We start from the raw sequence: 16,937 nt of genomic DNA, 5'->3' as shown, positions 1-16,937 counted from the left end.
CTCAGGCCACGGCCACCAGATCGAGGATGCGCTGCACCACCCGGTCGTGATCGATGCCGGCGGCTTCCGCCTCGAAGGACAGGATGACGCGGTGGCGCAGGACGTCGAAGACCACCGCCTGGATATCCTCCGGGCTGACGAAGTCCCGCCCGGCCAGCCAGGCATGGGCGCGGGCGCAGCGATCCAGGGCGATGGAACCACGCGGGCTGGCGCCATAGGTGATCCAGTGCGCCAGGTCCTGGTCGAAGCGCCCTGGGGTGCGGGTCGCCATGATCAGCTGGACCAGGTATTCCTCCACGGCATCGGCCATGTACAGCCCGAGCACCTCGCGACGAGCCGCATTGATCTCCGCCTGGGTGACGCGCTCGGTTGGCAGGGTCTCGCCGTCCAGGGCTTCGCCGCGGGCCTGGGCCAGGATGCGACGCTCCACCGAGGCGTCGGGGTAGCCGATCTTGACGTGCATCAGGAAGCGATCGAGCTGGGCCTCGGGCAGCGGATAGGTGCCTTCCTGCTCGATGGGATTCTGGGTGGCCATCACCAGGAAGAGGTCGGGCAGGGCATAGGAGGTGCGGCCGATGCTCACCTGGCGTTCGGCCATGGCTTCCAGCAGCGCGGACTGCACCTTGGCCGGCGCCCGGTTGATCTCGTCGGCGAGCACCAGATTGTGAAAGATCGGCCCCTGCTGAAAGGAGAAGGTCGCCGTGTCCGGGCGATAGATCTCGGTGCCGGTGATGTCGGCCGGCAGCAGGTCGGGCGTGAACTGGATGCGGTGGAAATCGGCCTCCAGGCCTTCCGCCAGGTCCTTGATGGCCTTGGTCTTGGCCAGCCCCGGGGCACCTTCCACCAGCAGATGACCATCCGCCAGCACCGCGATGAGCAGGCGCTCCACCAGGGTTTCCTGGCCAAGGATCTGGCTGGTCAGGTAGGTGCGAAGCATCTGCAGAGCGTCACGGTGAGCCATGGGACATCCTGAATACGGCACTGGAGCGGTCAAGGGTGCTGGATTTTACTGCAAGCGGCGGCTGCCGCCCATGCCTGTGCTGACGTCGCAACCAGAGCAGTCCTTGACGAAATTTTGACGAGCTCCTGCTCAGGCTGGGCGATTGACGGCGCGGTGGAGGTCTCGCTTCGGCCAAGCCCGAGCGGCCAAGACTGGCGCGATCGCGCCGGAGGGTTAAACTCCCACGCCTGCCGACCGCGCCCGAGGCCTCTGCGTGGCCGATCCCGAGCCGCTGGCCACGCGCCGCGAATCCCTGCTGCTTTTGACAAGGTGTTTTCATGTCGCAAACGGAAGTCCCCCAATCCCCGCGCACCCCCGGCATCCGGCCGGTGCCGACGCTGGGTAGCCACCTGAGCTTCGTCCTGGGCTGCGGCCTGGCGCTGCTGGTCATGTTCACCCTGCTGCGCCTGGCGTTGCTGGGCTACAACACCGACCTGATCGGCGATTCACCCTTCGCCACCTTCGCCGAGGCCTTCTTCAACGGCGCGCGCTTCGACCTGCGCCTGGTGGTCTATATCTGCGTGCCCTCGCTGCTCTGTCTGTTGAGCGCCAGAGCCATGGCCGCGCGCCGGTTGCAGGCCGGGTGGTTCACCCTGGCCGCCAGCCTCTGCCTGCTGCTGGGCGTCGGCGAGCTGAATTTCTATCGCGAATTCCACCAGCGCCTGAACAGCCTGGTGTTCCAGTACATGCAGGAAGACCTGCACACCGTCACCAGCATGATCTGGAACGGCTTCCCGGTGGTGCGCCTGCTGCTGGCCTGGGCCGTGGCGACCCTGCTGTTGGGCCTGGTGTTCTTTGGCGTCGAGCGGGCCACCCGGCGTCATGCCGCGGCGCGACCGGCCGCCTGGTATCGCCGGGGCGCGGTCTTCATGCTCTGCCTGGTGGTGGCGGTCGTCGCCGCCCGTGGCACCCTGAGATCCGGGCCGCCGCTGCGCTGGGGCGACGCCTATACCACCGACTCGATGTTCGCCAACCACCTCGGTCTGAACGGCACCCTGACCCTGATCAATGCCGCCGAGAACAGCTTCTCCGATCACCGCGACAACAGCTGGAAGGCCACCATGCCGGTCGCCGAGGCGCTGGCCACCACTCGGCAACTGCTGCTGACCCCGCGTGACGAACTGATCGACGCGGACAAGGCCGCCGTCCGCCGGATCTACACCCCGCCCACCGACGGCCAGCTGCCCAAGGTGCGCAACGTGGTGGTGATCCTCATGGAAAGCATGGCCGGTCGCTATATCGGCGCCCTGGGCAGCGAAGACGGCATCACCCCCAACTTCGACGCCCTGGCCAAGCAGGGCACCCTGTTCACCCGCTTCTTTTCCAACGGCACCCACACCCACCAGGGCATGTTCGCCACCATGGCCTGCTTCCCCAATCTGCCGGCCTTCGAGTACCTGATGCGCATGCCCGAGGGCGCCCACCAGTTCTCCGGTCTGCCGCAACTGCTCAGCACCCGGGGTTTCAACGACGTCTACGTCTACAACGGCAACTTCCAGTGGGACAACCAGTCCGGCTTCTTCAGCAACCAGGGCATGACCCGCTTCGTCGGTCGCGAAGACTTCGTCAATCCGGTGTTCATGGACCCGACCTGGGGTGTCTCCGACCAGGACATGTTCGACCGCTCGGTGCAGGAACTGGACAAATTGGCCAAGGCGCCGGACGGCAAGCCCTTCTATGCGCTCTTGCAGACCCTGTCCAACCACACCCCCTATGCGCTCCCCAAGGACCTGCCGGTCACCCCGGTCACCGGTCACGGCTCGCTCGACGAGCACCTCACCGCCATGCGCTATGCCGACTGGTCGCTGGGGCAGTTCTTCGCCAAGGTCAAGCACGAACCCTGGTACCAGGACACCCTGTTCGTCATCGTCGGTGACCACGGCTTCGGCAACAACGAGCAGATCACCGAGATGGACCTGTCGCGCTTCAACGTGCCGCTCTTGCTGATCGGTCCGGGCGTGCAGGAAACCTTTGGCACCCGGCGCGACACCGTGGGCAGCCAGATCGACGTGGTGCCCACGGTGCTGGCCCGCTTCGGCCGGCCGACCCAGCACCAGTGCTGGGGCCGCGACCTGCTGGGCCTGCCCCAGGGCGATCCGGGCGTGGCGGTGATCAAGCCGTCGGGCAGCGACCAGACCGTGGCCCTGGTCACCGGCGATCGCATCCTGGTCAAGCCGCGTGATCGCGACGCCGTGCTCTATCGCTATCACCTGGGCACCCAGGCCGGTGGCGAGGTGCTCAAGGGCGACGCCAGCGCGCCCGAGTTGCAGAAGCGCCTGGAAGCCTTCATCCAGACCGCTACCGCCAGCCTGCTGGGCAATACCACCGGCATGACCGACAGCAAGGCCGCCGAGGCTCAGCGCCAGTAACGCCTGTTCCTGACGTTCGCCCAAAAAGAAAGGCCGCCCCGAGGGCGGCCTTTTTCATTGACGGAGGGATCAGGCGGCGATGATGACGTCTTCGGCCTGCAGCCCCTTGTCGCGCTGGATCACCGAGAACTCCACGCGCTGGCCTTCCATCAGCACCCGATGGCCTTCGCCGCGGATCGCGCGGAAGTGCACGAAGATGTCGTCGCCGGTGTCGCGGGAGATGAAGCCGAAGCCCTTGGAGGTATTGAACCACTTCACCGTGCCGCGCTCGCGGTCATCGGCCAGCGGGCGTGCCGGGGCGGCCGCAACGGGCACCGGACGCGCCACCTGGCGCGGGCGCGCCTCGGCATCGATTACCGGGGTACTGCCGGCCGGGGCGCGAAACTTCTCCGGCAGGCTGGCCAGGGCGGCGACCAGGGTCAGACCCAGCGGCAGCAGCTCGGCCGGCAGGCCGCCGATCTGCTCGAGGGGCGCCAGCAGGATGAAGGTCTGGGCCACGACGGCGAGCACCAGCAGGGCGCTGGCGAGTTTCTGGGCACCGCTGCTGCGGCTACGGGAGAAGGGTGTGAAGAGGAGGGTGGCAAGACCCAGCAGGGCCAGGTGGATGGACTCGGGTTGATCGAAGGACGAGGTGTCGGACTGCAGTCCGGGAATCGCCGATAACAGGAGCGCAGCGGCGCCCACCACGACATGGACAGTAGATAACGTGTTCAATGTGAAATCACCTTGGGATAGATAACACGGGTCTGCCGAAACTGCCGGAGCGATGCCCGACAGCGGAATGACCCGGCGCGAAAAGCGCGTCCTTATTAAACCCAAAAGGTGAGGGCCGCTCAATCGTGGCACCGTCGCGGGCTGCGGCCCGCGACGGTGGCCGGACTCAGGCGGCCAGCAGGCTGCGCAGCATCCAGGCGGTCTTTTCGTGGGTCTGCATGCGCTGGGTCAGCAGATCGGCGGTGGGCTCGTCGCTGACCTTGTCCAGCAGCGGGAAGATGCCCCGGGCGGTCCGCACCACGGCTTCCTGGCCCTGCACCAGCAGGCGGATCATCTCCTGGGCGTCCGGTACGCCTTCCTCTTCCTTGATGCTCGACAGCCGGGCGTAGGCGGCATAGGTGCCCGGCGCCGGGAAGCCGAGGGCGCGGATGCGCTCGGCGATGTCGTCCACGGCGACCGCCAGCTCGGTGTACTGGGTCTCGAACATCAGGTGCAGGGTGTTGAACATCGGCCCGGTCACGTTCCAGTGGAAGTTGTGGGTCTTCAGATACAGGGTGTAGGTGTCGGCCAGGAGGCGCGACAGGCCCTCGGCGATCTGGGCACGATCCTGTTCGGCGATTCCGATGTTGATTTCCATGCGTGCAGCTCCTGTGCGGTGGTTTGCGAAGGGCTTCGAGGCTACCACAGAACCGCTGGCCGTTTAGCCAGTGGTTGGGTCGTGAGTGGCACCGCGATGTTCGATACAATGATACGGAATGATATAGAATCTCCCGTTCAGTCGAGCGCCCGGTCCTGCGGGCCCGGCGCCTCCACGCATTCAGCCTGTTCTAGAGAAGCGAAACCACGACCATGATGCGCAGCCACTATTGCGGCCAGTTGAACGAGAGCCTGGACGGCCAGGAAATCACCCTCTGCGGTTGGGTCCACCGCCGCCGTGACCACGGCGGGGTCATCTTCCTCGACATCCGCGATCGCGAAGGCCTGGCCCAGGTGGTGTTCGATCCGGATCGCGCCGAGACCTTCGCCAAGGCCGACCGCGTGCGCAGCGAGTACGTCGTCAGGCTCACCGGCAAGGTGCGCCTGCGTCCCGAAGGCGCGCGCAACGCCAACATGGCCTCCGGCGCCATTGAGGTGCTGGGCTACGAGCTGGAAGTGCTCAACGAGGCGGAAACCCCGCCGTTCCCGCTGAACGAGTACACCGACGTCGGCGAAGAGACCCGCCTGCGCTATCGCTTCATCGATCTGCGTCGTCCGGAGATGGCCGAGAAGCTCAAGCTGCGTTCGCGCATCACCTCCAGCATCCGCCGCTACCTGGACGAAAACGGTTTCCTCGACGTGGAGACCCCGATCCTGACCCGGGCCACCCCCGAGGGTGCCCGCGACTACCTGGTGCCCAGCCGCACCCATCCCGGCAGCTTCTTCGCCCTGCCGCAGTCGCCCCAGCTGTTCAAGCAGCTGCTGATGGTCGCCGGCTTCGATCGCTACTACCAGATCGCCAAGTGCTTCCGTGACGAAGACCTGCGTGCCGACCGCCAGCCGGAATTCACCCAGATCGACATCGAGACCAGCTTCCTCGATGAAAAAGACATCATGGACATCACCGAGACCATGGTGCGCAACCTGTTCAAGGAAGTGCTGGACGTCGAGTTCGGCGAGCTGCCGCACATGACCCTGGCCGAAGCCATGCGTCGCTTCGGTTCCGACAAGCCGGACCTGCGCATCCCGCTGGAACTGGTGGACGTGGAAGACCAGCTCAAGGACGTCGACTTCAAGGTTTTCGCCGGTCCGGCCAACGATCCCAAGTGCCGCGTCGCCGCCCTGCGGGTACCGGGCGGGGCGAGCATGCCGCGCAAGCAGATCGACGACTACACCAAGTTCGTCGGCATCTATGGCGCCAAGGGCCTGGCCTACATCAAGGTCAACGAGCGCGCCGCCGGCGTCGAGGGCCTGCAGTCGCCCATCGTCAAGAACATCCCGCTGGACAACATCGATGTCATCCTCGACCGCGTCGGCGCGGTGGATGGCGACATCGTGTTCTTTGGCGCGGACAAGACCAAGGTCGTTTCCGAAGCCCTGGGCGCGCTGCGCATCAAGCTCGGCCACGACCTCGACCTGCTGACCTGCCAGTGGGCGCCGCTGTGGGTGGTCGACTTCCCGATGTTCGAGGAAAACGACGATGGCAGCCTGACCGCCATGCACCACCCCTTCACCTCGCCCAAGTGCGACCCGCAGGCGCTCAAGGCCAATCCGGGCGCAGCCCTGTCGCGGGCCTACGACATGGTGCTCAACGGCACCGAGCTGGGCGGCGGTTCCATTCGTATCCACGACAAGAAGATGCAGCAGGCCGTCTTCGAGGTCCTCGGCATCAGCGCCGAGGAGCAGGAAGAGAAATTCGGCTTCCTGCTGGATGCCCTGAAGTTCGGCGCACCGCCCCATGGTGGCCTGGCCTTCGGCCTGGATCGCCTGGTGATGCTGATGACCGGCGCCTCGTCCATTCGTGAAGTCATCGCCTTCCCGAAGACCCAGAGCGCGGCCGACGTCATGACCCAGGCGCCCGGCGCCGTCGATGCCAAGGCTCTGCGCGAGCTGCACATCCGCCTGCGCGAGCAGCCCAAGGCGGAATAAGTCCTATCGGCGGAGGGCGCCCGGGTGGATGCCCTCCGTTTCCCTTTTCAGTGCGCCGCGGCCCTCGCCGCCGGTGCCGTCTTCGAAGACATTGGAGTAGCTTATGGCCGGTCATTCCAAGTGGGCCAACATCAAGCATCGCAAAGAACGCCAGGATGCCAAGAAAGGCAAGATCTTCACCAAGATCATCCGTGAGCTGACCGTGGCCGCGCGCCAGGGCGGCGGCGTTCCAGCCGATAACCCCCGCCTGCGCCTGGCGGTGGACAAGGCGCTGACCGCCAACATGACCCGTGACACCATCGACCGGGCCATCGCCCGCGGCGTGGGTGCCGGCGAAGGCGAGAACGTCGAGGAACTGACCTATGAAGGCTACGCCCCGAGCGGTGTCGCCATCATCGTCGAAGCCATGACCGACAACCGCAACCGTACCGCGGCCGAAGTCCGCCACGCCTTCAACAAGTGCGGTGGCAACCTGGGTACCGACGGTTCGGTGGCCTATCTGTTCGAGCGCAAGGGCCAGATCAGCTACGCCCCCGGCCTGAACGAAGACGCCCTGATGGAAGCCGCCCTGGAAGCCGGTGCCGACGACGTGGTGGCCAACGACGATGGCTCCATCGACGTCTTCACCAGCTTCGCCGACTTCATCGCCGTCAACGAAGCCCTGACCGCCGCCGGCTACAAGGCCGACGAAGCCGAGGTGACCATGATCCCCTCGACCTCCGCGACCCTGGATCTGGACACCGCGCAGAAGGTGCTCAAGCTGATCGACATGCTCGAAGACCTGGACGACGTGCAGAACGTCTATTCCAACGCCGACATCCCCGAGGATGTCATGGCGCAGCTCGGCTGATGTCCCTCTACGAGCGCCTGCCGCCCGATGCGCCCGGCACCCTGGTGCTGGGCATCGACCCGGGCTCGCGGCTGACCGGCTTCGGCGTGGTGCGCGACACCGGGCGGGGCTGCGAATACGTGGCCTCCGGCTGCATCCGTACGGGAAACGGTCCGTTGCCCGAGCGGTTGCAGATCGTCTATCGCGGCGTGCGCGACGTCATCGCCCAGTACGGGCCGGTCACCATGGGCATCGAGCAGGTGTTCATGGCGCGCAACGCCGATTCGGCGCTCAAGCTGGGTCAGGCCCGGGGTGCGGCCATTGTCGCCGGCGCCGAGGGTGGCCTGGAGATCTCCGAGTACACCGCGAGCCAGGTCAAGCAGGCCGTGGTCGGCAACGGCGGGGCGGACAAGCAGCAGGTGATGCTGATGGTCATGCACCTGCTGCGGCTGACCGAAAAGCCGCAGATCGACGCCTCCGATGCCCTGGCCATCGCCCTGTGCCATGCCCATACCCGGCAGAGCCTGGTGCCTCATGGCCTGCTGGCCACCCGCCGCCGTGGCGGTCGTCTGCGGCTCTAGTCCTGTTCGCTCAACCCTCTCGCTCCAACGTTAGGAAGGTAACCCTGTGATCGGTCGTCTACGTGGCACCCTGGCGGAAAAGCAGCCGCCGCATCTCCTGCTCGACGTGGGCGGAGTCGGCTACGAGGTCGAAGTGCCCATGACGACCCTTTATCGGCTGCCGGCCCAGGGTGAAATCGTCACATTGCATACCCACCTCGTGGTACGGGAAGATGCGCACCTGCTGTATGGGTTCGGGGAAAAGCGCGAGCGTGAGCTGTTTCGCGAGCTGATCCGGCTCAATGGTGTCGGCCCCAAGCTGGCCCTGGCGTTGATGTCCAGTCTCGAGGTGGATGAATTGGTTCGCTGTGTGCAAGCCCAGGACACGGCCGCCCTGGTCAAGGTGCCGGGGGTGGGCAAGAAGACTGCCGAGCGCCTGCTGGTCGAGCTGAAGGACCGCTTCAAGGCCTGGGAAAGCCTGCCCGGCATCGCCCCCCTGGTCCTGCCGAACCAGGCCGCCGTCGTGGCCAGTGCCGAGGCCGATGCGGTCAGCGCCCTGGTCGCCCTGGGCTTCAAGCCTCAGGAAGCCAGTCGCGCCGTCGCCGCGGTGGAAGGAGACGACCTTTCCAGCGAGGAACTCATCCGTCGCGCCCTGAAGGGCATGGTCTGATCCCATGATAGAAACCGATCGCCTCATCTCGGGCACTGGCCGCGACCGTGAAGAATTCCAGGATCGCGCCATCCGTCCGGTGCGCCTGGCCGACTACATCGGCCAGCCGGTGGTGCGCGACCAGATGGGGCTGTTCATCCAGGCCGCGAAGGGCAGGGGCGAGGCCCTCGACCACACCCTGATCTTCGGTCCGCCCGGCCTGGGCAAGACCACTCTGGCCAACATCATCGCCCAGGAAATGCAGGTTTCCCTCAAGAGCACCTCGGGCCCCGTGCTGGAGCGCCCGGGCGATCTCGCCGCGCTGCTGACCAACCTGGAAGCGGGCGATGTACTCTTCATCGACGAGATCCATCGGCTGTCGCCCATCGTCGAAGAGGTGCTCTATCCGGCGATGGAGGACTACCAGCTCGACATCATGATCGGTGAGGGTCCGGCGGCTCGTTCCATCAAGCTGGATCTGCCGCCCTTCACCCTGGTCGGCGCGACCACGCGCGCCGGCATGCTGACCAATCCGCTGCGCGATCGCTTCGGGATCGTCCAGCGTCTGGAGTTCTACGGCACCGCGGACCTGGCCACCATCGTCACTCGCTCGGCCGGTATCCTCGGTCTCGCCATCGAAGCCGAAGGAGCCATGGAAATCGCCCGCCGGGCGCGCGGCACGCCGCGGATCGCCAATCGCCTGCTGCGGCGGGTGCGGGACTTCGCCGAGGTGCGCGGGCAGGGTCACATCAGCCATGACATCGCCAGTCGTGCCCTGGATCTGCTGGACGTCGACGCCCAGGGTTTCGATCACCAGGATCGCCGGCTACTGCTGACCATGATCGACAAGTTCGACGGTGGCCCGGTGGGCGTCGACAGCCTTGCTGCCGCCATCAGCGAAGAGCGTCACACCATCGAAGACGTGCTGGAACCCTATTTGATCCAGCAAGGCTATATCATGCGCACGCCGCGCGGACGGGTGGTGACCCGGCATGCCTATCTGCACTTCGGGCTCAATCTGCCGACGCGTCTGGCCCAGGGTGGTACACCCGATCTGTTCGAGGTCAATGGTAATTAAATGCAGTTGCGAACATTTCTGATTGGCAACGGCGAGGCTAGGTTCTAGAGTATGCACGCGCAATCGCGGAGCCCGTCGCCGTCCGTCCTCAGGTGTCGTGTCTACTACGAAGATACCGATGCCGGCGGCATCGTCTATTACGTCAACTACCTCAAGTTCATGGAACGCGCCCGCACCGAGCGACTGCGCGCGCTGGGCTATGCCCAGTCCGAACTCGCCCGGGATGGTCTGCTGTTCGTCGTCCATAGCAGCGAAGCGCGCTACCATGCGCCCGCGCGACTGGATGACGAGTTGCTGATCGGGGCCGAGGTGGTCGAGGCGAAGCGCGCCAGCCTCAGGTTTCACCAGGAGGTCCGGCGCGCCAGGGACGATGTCCTGCTCTGTGAAGGGTGGGTGACGGTCGCCTGCGTGCGTGCTGACAGCTTCAGGCCCAGGGCGATGCCCGAAGCCATGCGAACGGTTCTTGCCGGAAATCCGGCGTCAATTCAATCAGGAGATTAAGCGTGCAACCCAACGTCGACCATACGTCCATGTGGAGCCTCATCGCCAACGCCAGCTTGGTGGTGCAACTGGTGATGCTCATCCTGGTCGCAGCCTCTGTGACGTCCTGGATCATGATCATCCAGCGTGGCAATGCCATGCGCGCCGCGAAGCGTTCCCTGGATGCCTTCGAAGAGAAATTCTGGTCGGGCATCGATCTGTCCAAGCTGTATCGCCAGGCCGGCAGCAACCCCGATCCGGACTCCGGCGTCGAGCAGATCTTCCGCGCCGGCTTCAAGGAATTCTCCCGCCTGCGTCAGCAGCCCGGCGTGGATCCCGATGCCGTGATGGAGGGCGTCTCGCGCGCCATGCGCGTCGCCATCTCCCGTGAGGAAGAAAAACTCGATCAGGCCCTGCCGTTCCTGGCCACCGTCGGTTCCACCAGCCCCTATGTGGGTCTGTTCGGTACCGTCTGGGGCATCATGAACTCCTTCCGCGGGCTGTCCACCGCCCAGCAGGCGACCCTGGCCACCGTGGCTCCCGGCATCGCCGAAGCCCTGATCGCCACCGCCATCGGTCTGTTCGCCGCCATTCCCGCCGTCGTGGCCTACAACCGCTTCGCTGCCCGCTCGGAAATGCTGATCAACCGCTACTACACCTTTGCGGACGAATTCCAGGCCATCCTGCACCGCAAAGTCCACACCAGCGACGAATAAAGAGGTATCCCATGGTCCCTCGCCGCAAGAAACGCAAGCCCGTCGCCGAGATGAACGTGGTGCCCTACATCGACGTGATGTTGGTGCTCCTCGTCATCTTCATGGTGACGGCGCCCATGCTCAACCAGGGCGTCAAGGTCGACCTGCCCAAGGTCGACAGTCAGGCCCTGCCGCAAGACAACGACAAGCAGATCCTCACCGTCTCGGTGAAGGCCAACGGTACCTACTACTGGAACGTCGGTTCCGAGGTGGATACCGATCAGAAGGCCAAGTCCGAGACCGCGGTGTCGCTGCCCCAACTGAGTCAGCAGGTCGGTGCCATCATGCGTCAGCGGGCGGACACCCAGGTGTTCATCCGGGGTGACAAGGCTGCCAACTACGGTGTCGTCGCCGGCGCCATGGGTGCCTTGCAACAGGCCGGCGTGCCCAACGTCGGGTTGATTACCGAGGCGCCTTGATGCGACACCGCGAGCGTTCGTCGTCCGAAAGTTATTTCTGGCCGGTCATCTGGGCAGTCGCCCTGCATGTGCTGATTTTCGGCCTGCTGTTTGTCAGCTTTGCCTTCACCCCCGAATTGCCCCAGTCGCGCCCGGTCGTCCAGGCCACGCTGGTCCAGCTCAAGTCCAAGAGTTCCGCGCAGGTGCAGACCGAGCAGAAACTGGCGGGGGAGGCGAAGAAGACCGCGGCCAAACAGTACGAGCAGGAGCAACTGGAGCAGCGTCGCGAGCAACAGGAAGCCCAGCGCGAAGCGGCGGCGGCCAAGGCGGCTCAGCAACAGAAGGAAGCCCAGCAACAGGCCGCGGAACAAAAGAAAGCCGACGACGCTCGAAAGGCGCAGCAAGCGGAAGCGGCGGCCAAAGCCGCCGAAGCCAAGGCTGAGGCCGAGAAACAGTCCGAGGCCGCCAAGGCGGCTGCGGAAGCCAAGCAGGCTGTCGAGCAGAAGAAACAGGCGGATATCGCCAAGAAGAAGGCCGACGAAGCCGCCAAGCAGAAGGCAGCCGACGAGGCGGCCAAGAAGGCGGCGGCCGAAGCGGCCAAGCAGAAGTCGGCGGAAGAGGCCAAGCAGAAGGCGGCGGCAGAAGCGGCCAAGAAAGAGGCTGCAGCCGAGGCCGCCAAGAAGAAAGCGGCGGACGACGCCAAGAAGAAGGCTGCCCAGGCAGCTGCACGCAAGGCGGCGGAAGACAAGAAGGCGCAGGCGTTGGCCGAGCTGCTGTCCGATGATACCCAGCGGCAGCAGGCACTGGCCGAAGAGCAGGGCGACGAGGTGGCATCGAGCTTCGATGACCTGATCGTACGTCTGGTCAGCGAGCAGTGGACGCGTCCGCAGTCGGCGCGCAACGGCATGAGCGTCGAGGTGCAGATCAACATGCTGCCCGACGGCACCATTACCAGCGCGACGGTGACCCGCTCCAGTGGCAACAAGGAATTCGATAATTCAGCGGTATCGGCCGTGCGTAACGTCGGTCGTATCCGTGAGCTGCAGCAGCTGGATCGCAAGACCTTCGATCAGCTGTACCGTCAGCGCCGCATGATCTTCAAACCGGAGGACCTGAGTCTGTGAACACCCTGATCCGTTACATCCTGCTGGGCCTGGTCCTGGTGGTGGGCTCCGCCCAGGCGGCCGATCCGCTGGTGATCTCCAGCGGTAGTGATCGCGCCATTCCGATCGCCGTCGTGCCCTTCGGCTGGCAGGGTGGTCAGCCGCTGCCGGAAGACCTGGGCAATATCGTCAGCGACGACCTGCGCAATTCCGGGGTGTTCTCGCCGATTCCGCGCCAGAACATGCTGAGCCAGCCAAGCCAGGCCAGCGAAGTCATCTTCCGTGACTGGAAGGCGCTGGGCGCCAACTACGTGCTGGTGGGCAACGTCGTGCCCAACGGTGGCCGGCTGCAGATCAGCTACGCCCTGTTCAACGTCTCCACCGAGCAGCAGGTCCTCACCGGCAACGTCGGCGGCAGCACCGACCAGCTGCGCGACATGGCGCACTTCATTTCGGACCAGGCCTATGAAAAGCTGACCGGGGTGAAAGGTGCCTTCTCGACGCGTATCCTCTATGTGACCGCCGAGCGCTTCTCCGCCACCAACACCCGTTACACCCTGCAGCGCGCCGACTATGACGGTGCGCGCGCCGTTACCCTGCTGCAGTCGCGCGAGCCGATCCTGTCGCCGCGTTTCGCGCCGGACGGCAAGCGCATCGCCTACGTCTCCTTCGAGCAGCAGCGTCCGCGCATCTTCATGCAGTACATCGACACCGGTCGCCGCGAGCAGCTGACCAACTTCGAAGGCCTGAATGGCGCGCCGGCGTTTTCGCCCGATGGCAATCGTCTGGCCTTCGTGCTGTCCAAGGATGGCAACCCCGAGATCTATGTGATGGATCTCGGCTCGCGTGCCATTCGTCGCGTGACGAATGACTCCGCCATCGATACCGAGCCCTTCTGGGGCAAGGACGGCCAGACCATCTATTTCACCTCCGACCGCTCCGGCAAGCCGCAGATCTACAAGACCAGTGCCAATGGCGGGGGCGCTGAGCGCGTGACTTTCGTCGGTAACTACAACGCCAACCCGAAACTTTCGGCGGATGAAAAGACCCTGGTCATGGTGCATCGTCAGGAAGGTTTCACCAACTTCCAGATCGCTGCGCAGGACCTCCAACGCGGCTCTGTGCGGGTACTTTCCAACACCAGCCTCAACGATTCGCCCACTGTTGCGCCCAATGGCACCATGCTAATCTACGCCACCCGCCAGCAGGACCGAGGCGTACTGATGCTTGTCTCCATCAATGGTCGCGTCCGGATTCCTATTCCCACCGCCCAGGGTGACGTGCGCGAGCCTTCCTGGTCTCCTTACCTGAACTGACGGCTAATTAGAAAAGTCCTTAGTTACACCAACATTGCGGTTCTTTTAGGAGTTACATGATGGAAATGCTGAAATTCGGCAAGTTCGCTGCACTGGCTCTGGCCATGGCCGTGGCCGTGGGCTGTTCCTCCAAGGGCGGCGACGCCTCCGGTGAAGGCGCTGGTGCTGGCGCTGGCGCCGGTGCTGTCGACCCGAACGCTGGCTACGGCGCCAACTCGGGTGCCGTCGACGGCAGCATGGGTGACGAAGCCGCTCTGCGCGCCATCACCACCTTCTACTTCGAGTACGACAGCTCCGACCTGAAGCCGGAAGCCATGCGCGCTCTGGACGTTCACGCCCGTGACCTGAAGGCCAGCGGCCAGCGCGTCGTCCTGGAAGGCAACACCGACGAACGCGGTACCCGCGAGTACAACCTGGCGCTGGGCGAGCGTCGTGCCAAGGCCGTTCAGCGCTACCTGGTGCTGCAGGGCGTGTCCCCGGCTCAGCTGGAGCTGGTGTCCTACGGTAAAGAGCGTCCGGTTGCCGTCGGTCACGACGAGGCTTCCTGGGCTCAGAACCGTCGCGTCGAGCTGAAGAAGTAATAAACGATGTCCAAGCGCCTGCAGTTCTTGATCGCCCTGACCCTCGGTGTACCGGTTGTAGCCGGGGCTCAGGTTCCCGTACAGGATGGTAGTTATGGCGTTGCCCAGTCCGCTGGGCAAGGCTATGGCAACGCAGGCGCGGCCAGTGCCGGAAACGGGGCTCCCGTTTCCGGCATGGGTCAACTGTTCATGCAGTTGCAACAGATGCAGGACGATATCGCGCGCCTGCGTGGCCAGGTCGAGGTTCAGGAAAACGAGATCCGCCAGCTCAAGCAGGAAGGATTGGATCGTTACCAGGATCTGGATGGCCGTATTTCCCAGCTTTCTTCCGCTCCTGCCAGTGCAGGTGCCGGAGGCGCTGCGGGTGCCACCCAGGGCGGTGCCATCGCGGCCAACAATACGCCGACTCCGCCAGCTTCCGCAGGGGCACCGGCCGCCAGCAGCGAACCGGGCGATCCGGCGAAGGAAAAGCTGTACTACGACGCTGCCTTCGATCTGATCAAAGCCAAGGATTTCGACAAGGCCAGTCAGGCGTTCAACGCTTTTCTGCGCAAGTATCCCAACAGCCAGTACGCCGGCAACGCCCAATACTGGCTGGGTGAAGTGAATCTGGCCAAGGGCGATCTGCAGGCCGCGGGCCAGGCTTTCGCCAAGGTCAGTCAGGCCTATCCCACCAGCAACAAGGTGCCGGATTCGCTGTACAAACTGGGTGGGGTGGAGCAGAAGCTCGGCCGCACCGATCGGGCCAAGGGCATGTACCAGCAGGTCATCAGCCAGTATCCCGGAACCTCCGCTGCGCAGCTGGCGCAGCGGGATCTGAAAAGCCTGCCCTAGCGCAGGCTTTTTTCTTCTATCTACCGCAACGGAGGCGGATGGCCTGTGTAGCCGTCACGCCCGTGGCTTCCATGCAAAAAGATACCCTACGTCTTACCGAAATCTTCTATTCGCTCCAGGGTGAAGCCCGCACCGCCGGTCTTCCCACCGTCTTTGTCCGCCTCACCGGCTGTCCCCTGCGCTGCCACTATTGCGACACGGCCTATGCCTTCACCGGCGGCGAGATCCATCACCTGGATGCCATCCTGGAGCAGGTCGCGAGCTACCGGCCGCGGCACATCTGCGTGACCGGTGGCGAGCCACTGGCCCAGCCCAATTGCCTCAAGCTGCTCGAGCAACTGTGCGAAGCGGGCTACCAGGTGTCCCTGGAAACCAGTGGCGCCCTGGATGTCAGTGGCGTGGACGTGCGCGTGAGCAAGGTCGTCGATCTCAAGACGCCAGGGTCGGGGGAGGTGGGGCGCAACCTGTACGCCAACCTTGGCCACCTGACGCCCAACGATCAGGTCAAGTTCGTCATCTGCTCCCGCGAGGACTATGACTGGGCGGTTTCCAAGCTGATCGAGTATCGCCTGGAACAGCGTGCGGGCGAGGTACTGTTCTCGCCCAGCCATGGCCAGGTGGTGCCACGTGAGCTGGCGGAGTGGATCGTGGTGGACAACCTCCCGGTGCGTTTCCAGCTGCAGCTGCACAAGATTCTCTGGAACGACGAGCCGGGACACTGAGCATGAATCAGCCTAAAGCGGTCATCCTTCTTTCTGGCGGCCTGGATTCCGCCACCATCGTCGCCATGGCCAAGGCCCAGGGCTTCGCCTGCTACACCATGAGCTTCGACTACGGCCAGCGCCATAGAGCCGAGCTGCAGGCCGCCGAGCGCGTGGCGCGTCAGCTGGAAGTCGTCGAGCACAAGGTGATCGGCCTGGATCTCAACGGCATCGGCGGCTCGGCGCTTACCGATCCGGATATCGCCGTCCCGGAGACGCCGGGCGAGGGCATTCCCGTCACCTACGTGCCGGCGCGCAACACCGTGTTCCTGTCGCTGGCCCTGGGGTGGGCCGAGGTGCTTGGTGCCCGCCATCTCTTCATCGGGGTGAACGCGGTGGACTACTCCGGTTATCCGGATTGCCGACCCGAATTCGTCGAAGCCTTCGAGCGCCTGGCCAATCTCGCCACCAAGGCGGGCGTGGAAGGGGATAGCTTCAAGATCGAAGCCCCGCTGCAGTTCCTCTCCAAGGCGCAGATCGTCCAGGCTGGCAGCCAGCTGGGCGTGGACTATGGGCTGACCGTGTCCTGCTATCAGGCCGACGACGAAGGTAAGGCCTGCGGCCGTTGCGACAGCTGCCGCCTGCGTGCCGAAGGCTTCAAGGCGGCGGGAATTTCCGACCCCACGCGCTACCAGTAAAAAAAATTCATCTAGGGTGTTGATTCTCCTGAGAAAATCGCTAGAATGGCGGCCACTAACGGGTCGTTAGCTCAGTCGGTAGAGCAGTTGGCTTTTAACCAATTGGTCGTAGGTTCGAATCCCACACGACCCACCATCTTCACCAGAAACCCTCCGTAATGGAGGGTTTTTGCGTTCTCGCAGCTAAACAAGCAGCCGTCTGTGGCGGAATCTAGCCTCGCGGTTTGATGATGTCAAACTGAATCAG

At 64.4% G+C, this 16,937-nt stretch carries 18 protein-coding genes, 1 tRNA gene and 1 pseudogene; 16 read left to right on the top strand and 4 right to left on the bottom strand.

Annotated features, from left to right (window positions below; all coding sequences use genetic code 11):
* Position 1: 1 nt before the first annotated feature.
* Positions 2–961, bottom strand: a complete 960-nt coding sequence (locus PVZ77_RS16365; RefSeq protein ID WP_133862363.1) for an AAA family ATPase — start codon at positions 959–961, stop codon at positions 2–4.
* 317 nt (positions 962–1,278) lie between these two features.
* Here PVZ77_RS16365 and PVZ77_RS16360 point away from each other — a divergent pair, with 317 nt between their 5' ends.
* A complete protein-coding gene (locus PVZ77_RS16360; RefSeq protein WP_273807598.1) occupies positions 1,279–3,369 on the top strand; it encodes an LTA synthase family protein in 2,091 nt (696 codons plus the stop codon).
* Between the two features lie 69 nt (positions 3,370–3,438).
* On the opposite strand, the gene PVZ77_RS16355 is transcribed toward PVZ77_RS16360, so the two are convergent.
* The 3 genes and pseudogenes from PVZ77_RS16355 to PVZ77_RS16350 all read right to left on the bottom strand — a co-directional run bounded on the left by PVZ77_RS16355 (position 3,439) and on the right by PVZ77_RS16350 (position 4,720).
* A complete protein-coding gene (locus PVZ77_RS16355) occupies positions 3,439–3,654 on the bottom strand; it encodes a cold shock domain-containing protein (RefSeq protein WP_166655908.1) in 216 nt (71 codons plus the stop codon).
* A 120-nt stretch (positions 3,655–3,774) separates the two neighbouring features.
* A pseudogene (locus PVZ77_RS25920) lies at positions 3,775–4,215 on the bottom strand (cold shock domain-containing protein membrane protein); the annotation flags it as partial.
* A 34-nt stretch (positions 4,216–4,249) separates the two neighbouring features.
* Positions 4,250–4,720: a Dps family protein gene (locus tag PVZ77_RS16350; RefSeq protein WP_132832088.1), complete on the bottom strand. Its 471-nt coding sequence runs from the start codon at positions 4,718–4,720 to the stop codon at positions 4,250–4,252.
* A 212-nt stretch (positions 4,721–4,932) separates the two neighbouring features.
* Here PVZ77_RS16350 and aspS point away from each other — a divergent pair, with 212 nt between their 5' ends.
* The 15 genes from aspS (at position 4,933) to PVZ77_RS16275 (ending at position 16,826) form a co-directional block, all read left to right on the top strand.
* A complete protein-coding gene (gene aspS / locus PVZ77_RS16345) occupies positions 4,933–6,708 on the top strand; it encodes an aspartate--tRNA ligase (protein WP_273807597.1) in 1,776 nt (591 codons plus the stop codon).
* Between the two features lie 103 nt (positions 6,709–6,811).
* The gene (locus tag PVZ77_RS16340; RefSeq protein WP_273807596.1) at positions 6,812–7,558 is read left to right on the top strand and encodes a YebC/PmpR family DNA-binding transcriptional regulator; all 747 of its coding nucleotides are present in this window, start codon (positions 6,812–6,814) and stop codon (positions 7,556–7,558) included.
* Complete coding sequence (gene ruvC / locus PVZ77_RS16335) at positions 7,558–8,118, top strand: crossover junction endodeoxyribonuclease RuvC (RefSeq protein ID WP_007160336.1); 561 nt, start codon at positions 7,558–7,560, stop codon at positions 8,116–8,118. Before PVZ77_RS16340 ends, ruvC begins: the two co-directional genes overlap by 1 nt.
* A gap of 46 nt (positions 8,119–8,164) precedes the next feature.
* Complete coding sequence (gene ruvA / locus PVZ77_RS16330) at positions 8,165–8,767, top strand: Holliday junction branch migration protein RuvA (RefSeq protein ID WP_273807594.1); 603 nt, start codon at positions 8,165–8,167, stop codon at positions 8,765–8,767.
* Positions 8,768–8,771: 4 nt separating this feature from the next.
* On the top strand, positions 8,772–9,824 hold the full coding sequence (gene ruvB, locus PVZ77_RS16325) for a Holliday junction branch migration DNA helicase RuvB (protein WP_133861228.1): 1,053 nt from the start codon (positions 8,772–8,774) through the stop codon (positions 9,822–9,824).
* A 51-nt stretch (positions 9,825–9,875) separates the two neighbouring features.
* Positions 9,876–10,325 carry a tol-pal system-associated acyl-CoA thioesterase gene (gene ybgC, locus PVZ77_RS16320; protein ID WP_273807592.1) on the top strand — a complete coding sequence of 150 codons (450 nt, stop codon included), beginning with the start codon at positions 9,876–9,878 and terminating at the stop codon, positions 10,323–10,325.
* Positions 10,326–10,327: 2 nt separating this feature from the next.
* Positions 10,328–11,020, top strand: coding sequence for a protein TolQ (tolQ, locus tag PVZ77_RS16315; protein ID WP_133861226.1), 693 nt, complete (start codon positions 10,328–10,330; stop codon positions 11,018–11,020).
* Positions 11,021–11,031: 11 nt separating this feature from the next.
* Positions 11,032–11,478 carry a protein TolR gene (gene tolR / locus PVZ77_RS16310; RefSeq protein ID WP_133861225.1) on the top strand — a complete coding sequence of 149 codons (447 nt, stop codon included), beginning with the start codon at positions 11,032–11,034 and terminating at the stop codon, positions 11,476–11,478.
* The gene (tolA, locus tag PVZ77_RS16305; RefSeq protein ID WP_252977172.1) at positions 11,475–12,581 is read left to right on the top strand and encodes a cell envelope integrity protein TolA; all 1,107 of its coding nucleotides are present in this window, start codon (positions 11,475–11,477) and stop codon (positions 12,579–12,581) included. Before tolR ends, tolA begins: the two co-directional genes overlap by 4 nt.
* A complete protein-coding gene (tolB, locus tag PVZ77_RS16300; protein WP_133861224.1) occupies positions 12,578–13,876 on the top strand; it encodes a Tol-Pal system beta propeller repeat protein TolB in 1,299 nt (432 codons plus the stop codon). The genes tolA and tolB overlap by 4 nt, the downstream gene beginning before the upstream one ends.
* Before the next feature lie 59 nt (positions 13,877–13,935).
* Positions 13,936–14,457: a peptidoglycan-associated lipoprotein Pal gene (gene pal / locus PVZ77_RS16295; protein ID WP_007160328.1), complete on the top strand. Its 522-nt coding sequence runs from the start codon at positions 13,936–13,938 to the stop codon at positions 14,455–14,457.
* A 6-nt stretch (positions 14,458–14,463) separates the two neighbouring features.
* Complete coding sequence (gene ybgF, locus PVZ77_RS16290) at positions 14,464–15,291, top strand: tol-pal system protein YbgF (protein WP_273807587.1); 828 nt, start codon at positions 14,464–14,466, stop codon at positions 15,289–15,291.
* A 71-nt stretch (positions 15,292–15,362) separates the two neighbouring features.
* A complete protein-coding gene (gene queE / locus PVZ77_RS16285) occupies positions 15,363–16,013 on the top strand; it encodes a 7-carboxy-7-deazaguanine synthase QueE (protein WP_273807586.1) in 651 nt (216 codons plus the stop codon).
* Between the two features lie 2 nt (positions 16,014–16,015).
* Entirely contained in the window at positions 16,016–16,690 is a 675-nt protein-coding gene (gene queC / locus PVZ77_RS16280) for a 7-cyano-7-deazaguanine synthase QueC (RefSeq protein ID WP_273807585.1), read from the top strand.
* A gap of 60 nt (positions 16,691–16,750) precedes the next feature.
* A tRNA-Lys gene (locus PVZ77_RS16275) sits at positions 16,751–16,826 on the top strand.
* The last annotated feature ends 111 nt before the right edge of the window (positions 16,827–16,937 follow it).

Origin of the sequence: Pseudomonas sp. SHLD1 (genome assembly GCF_028640935.1) — a bacterium.
GTDB lineage: Bacteria > Pseudomonadota > Gammaproteobacteria > Pseudomonadales > Pseudomonadaceae > Chryseomonas > Chryseomonas aestiva.
This window is presented reverse-complemented; position numbering and strand designations above follow the sequence as displayed.

What these genes read in the sequence shown, in the direction of transcription:
- PVZ77_RS16365 (WP_133862363.1), bottom strand. Translation starts at nt 961, where the DNA reads ATGGCTCACCGTGACGCTCTGCAGATGCTTCGCACCTACCTGACCAGC.
- PVZ77_RS16340 (WP_273807596.1), top strand. Translation starts at nt 6,812, where the DNA reads ATGGCCGGTCATTCCAAGTGGGCCAACATCAAGCATCGCAAAGAACGC.
- ruvB (WP_133861228.1), top strand. Translation starts at nt 8,772, where the DNA reads ATGATAGAAACCGATCGCCTCATCTCGGGCACTGGCCGCGACCGTGAA.
- PVZ77_RS16360 (WP_273807598.1), top strand. Translation starts at nt 1,279, where the DNA reads ATGTCGCAAACGGAAGTCCCCCAATCCCCGCGCACCCCCGGCATCCGG.
- tolR (WP_133861225.1), top strand. Translation starts at nt 11,032, where the DNA reads ATGGTCCCTCGCCGCAAGAAACGCAAGCCCGTCGCCGAGATGAACGTG.
- ybgF (WP_273807587.1), top strand. Translation starts at nt 14,464, where the DNA reads ATGTCCAAGCGCCTGCAGTTCTTGATCGCCCTGACCCTCGGTGTACCG.
- queC (WP_273807585.1), top strand. Translation starts at nt 16,016, where the DNA reads ATGAATCAGCCTAAAGCGGTCATCCTTCTTTCTGGCGGCCTGGATTCC.
- aspS (WP_273807597.1), top strand. Translation starts at nt 4,933, where the DNA reads ATGATGCGCAGCCACTATTGCGGCCAGTTGAACGAGAGCCTGGACGGC.
- pal (WP_007160328.1), top strand. Translation starts at nt 13,936, where the DNA reads ATGGAAATGCTGAAATTCGGCAAGTTCGCTGCACTGGCTCTGGCCATG.
- ybgC (WP_273807592.1), top strand. Translation starts at nt 9,876, where the DNA reads ATGCACGCGCAATCGCGGAGCCCGTCGCCGTCCGTCCTCAGGTGTCGT.
- PVZ77_RS16350 (WP_132832088.1), bottom strand. Translation starts at nt 4,720, where the DNA reads ATGGAAATCAACATCGGAATCGCCGAACAGGATCGTGCCCAGATCGCC.
- queE (WP_273807586.1), top strand. Translation starts at nt 15,363, where the DNA reads ATGCAAAAAGATACCCTACGTCTTACCGAAATCTTCTATTCGCTCCAG.
- ruvC (WP_007160336.1), top strand. Translation starts at nt 7,558, where the DNA reads ATGTCCCTCTACGAGCGCCTGCCGCCCGATGCGCCCGGCACCCTGGTG.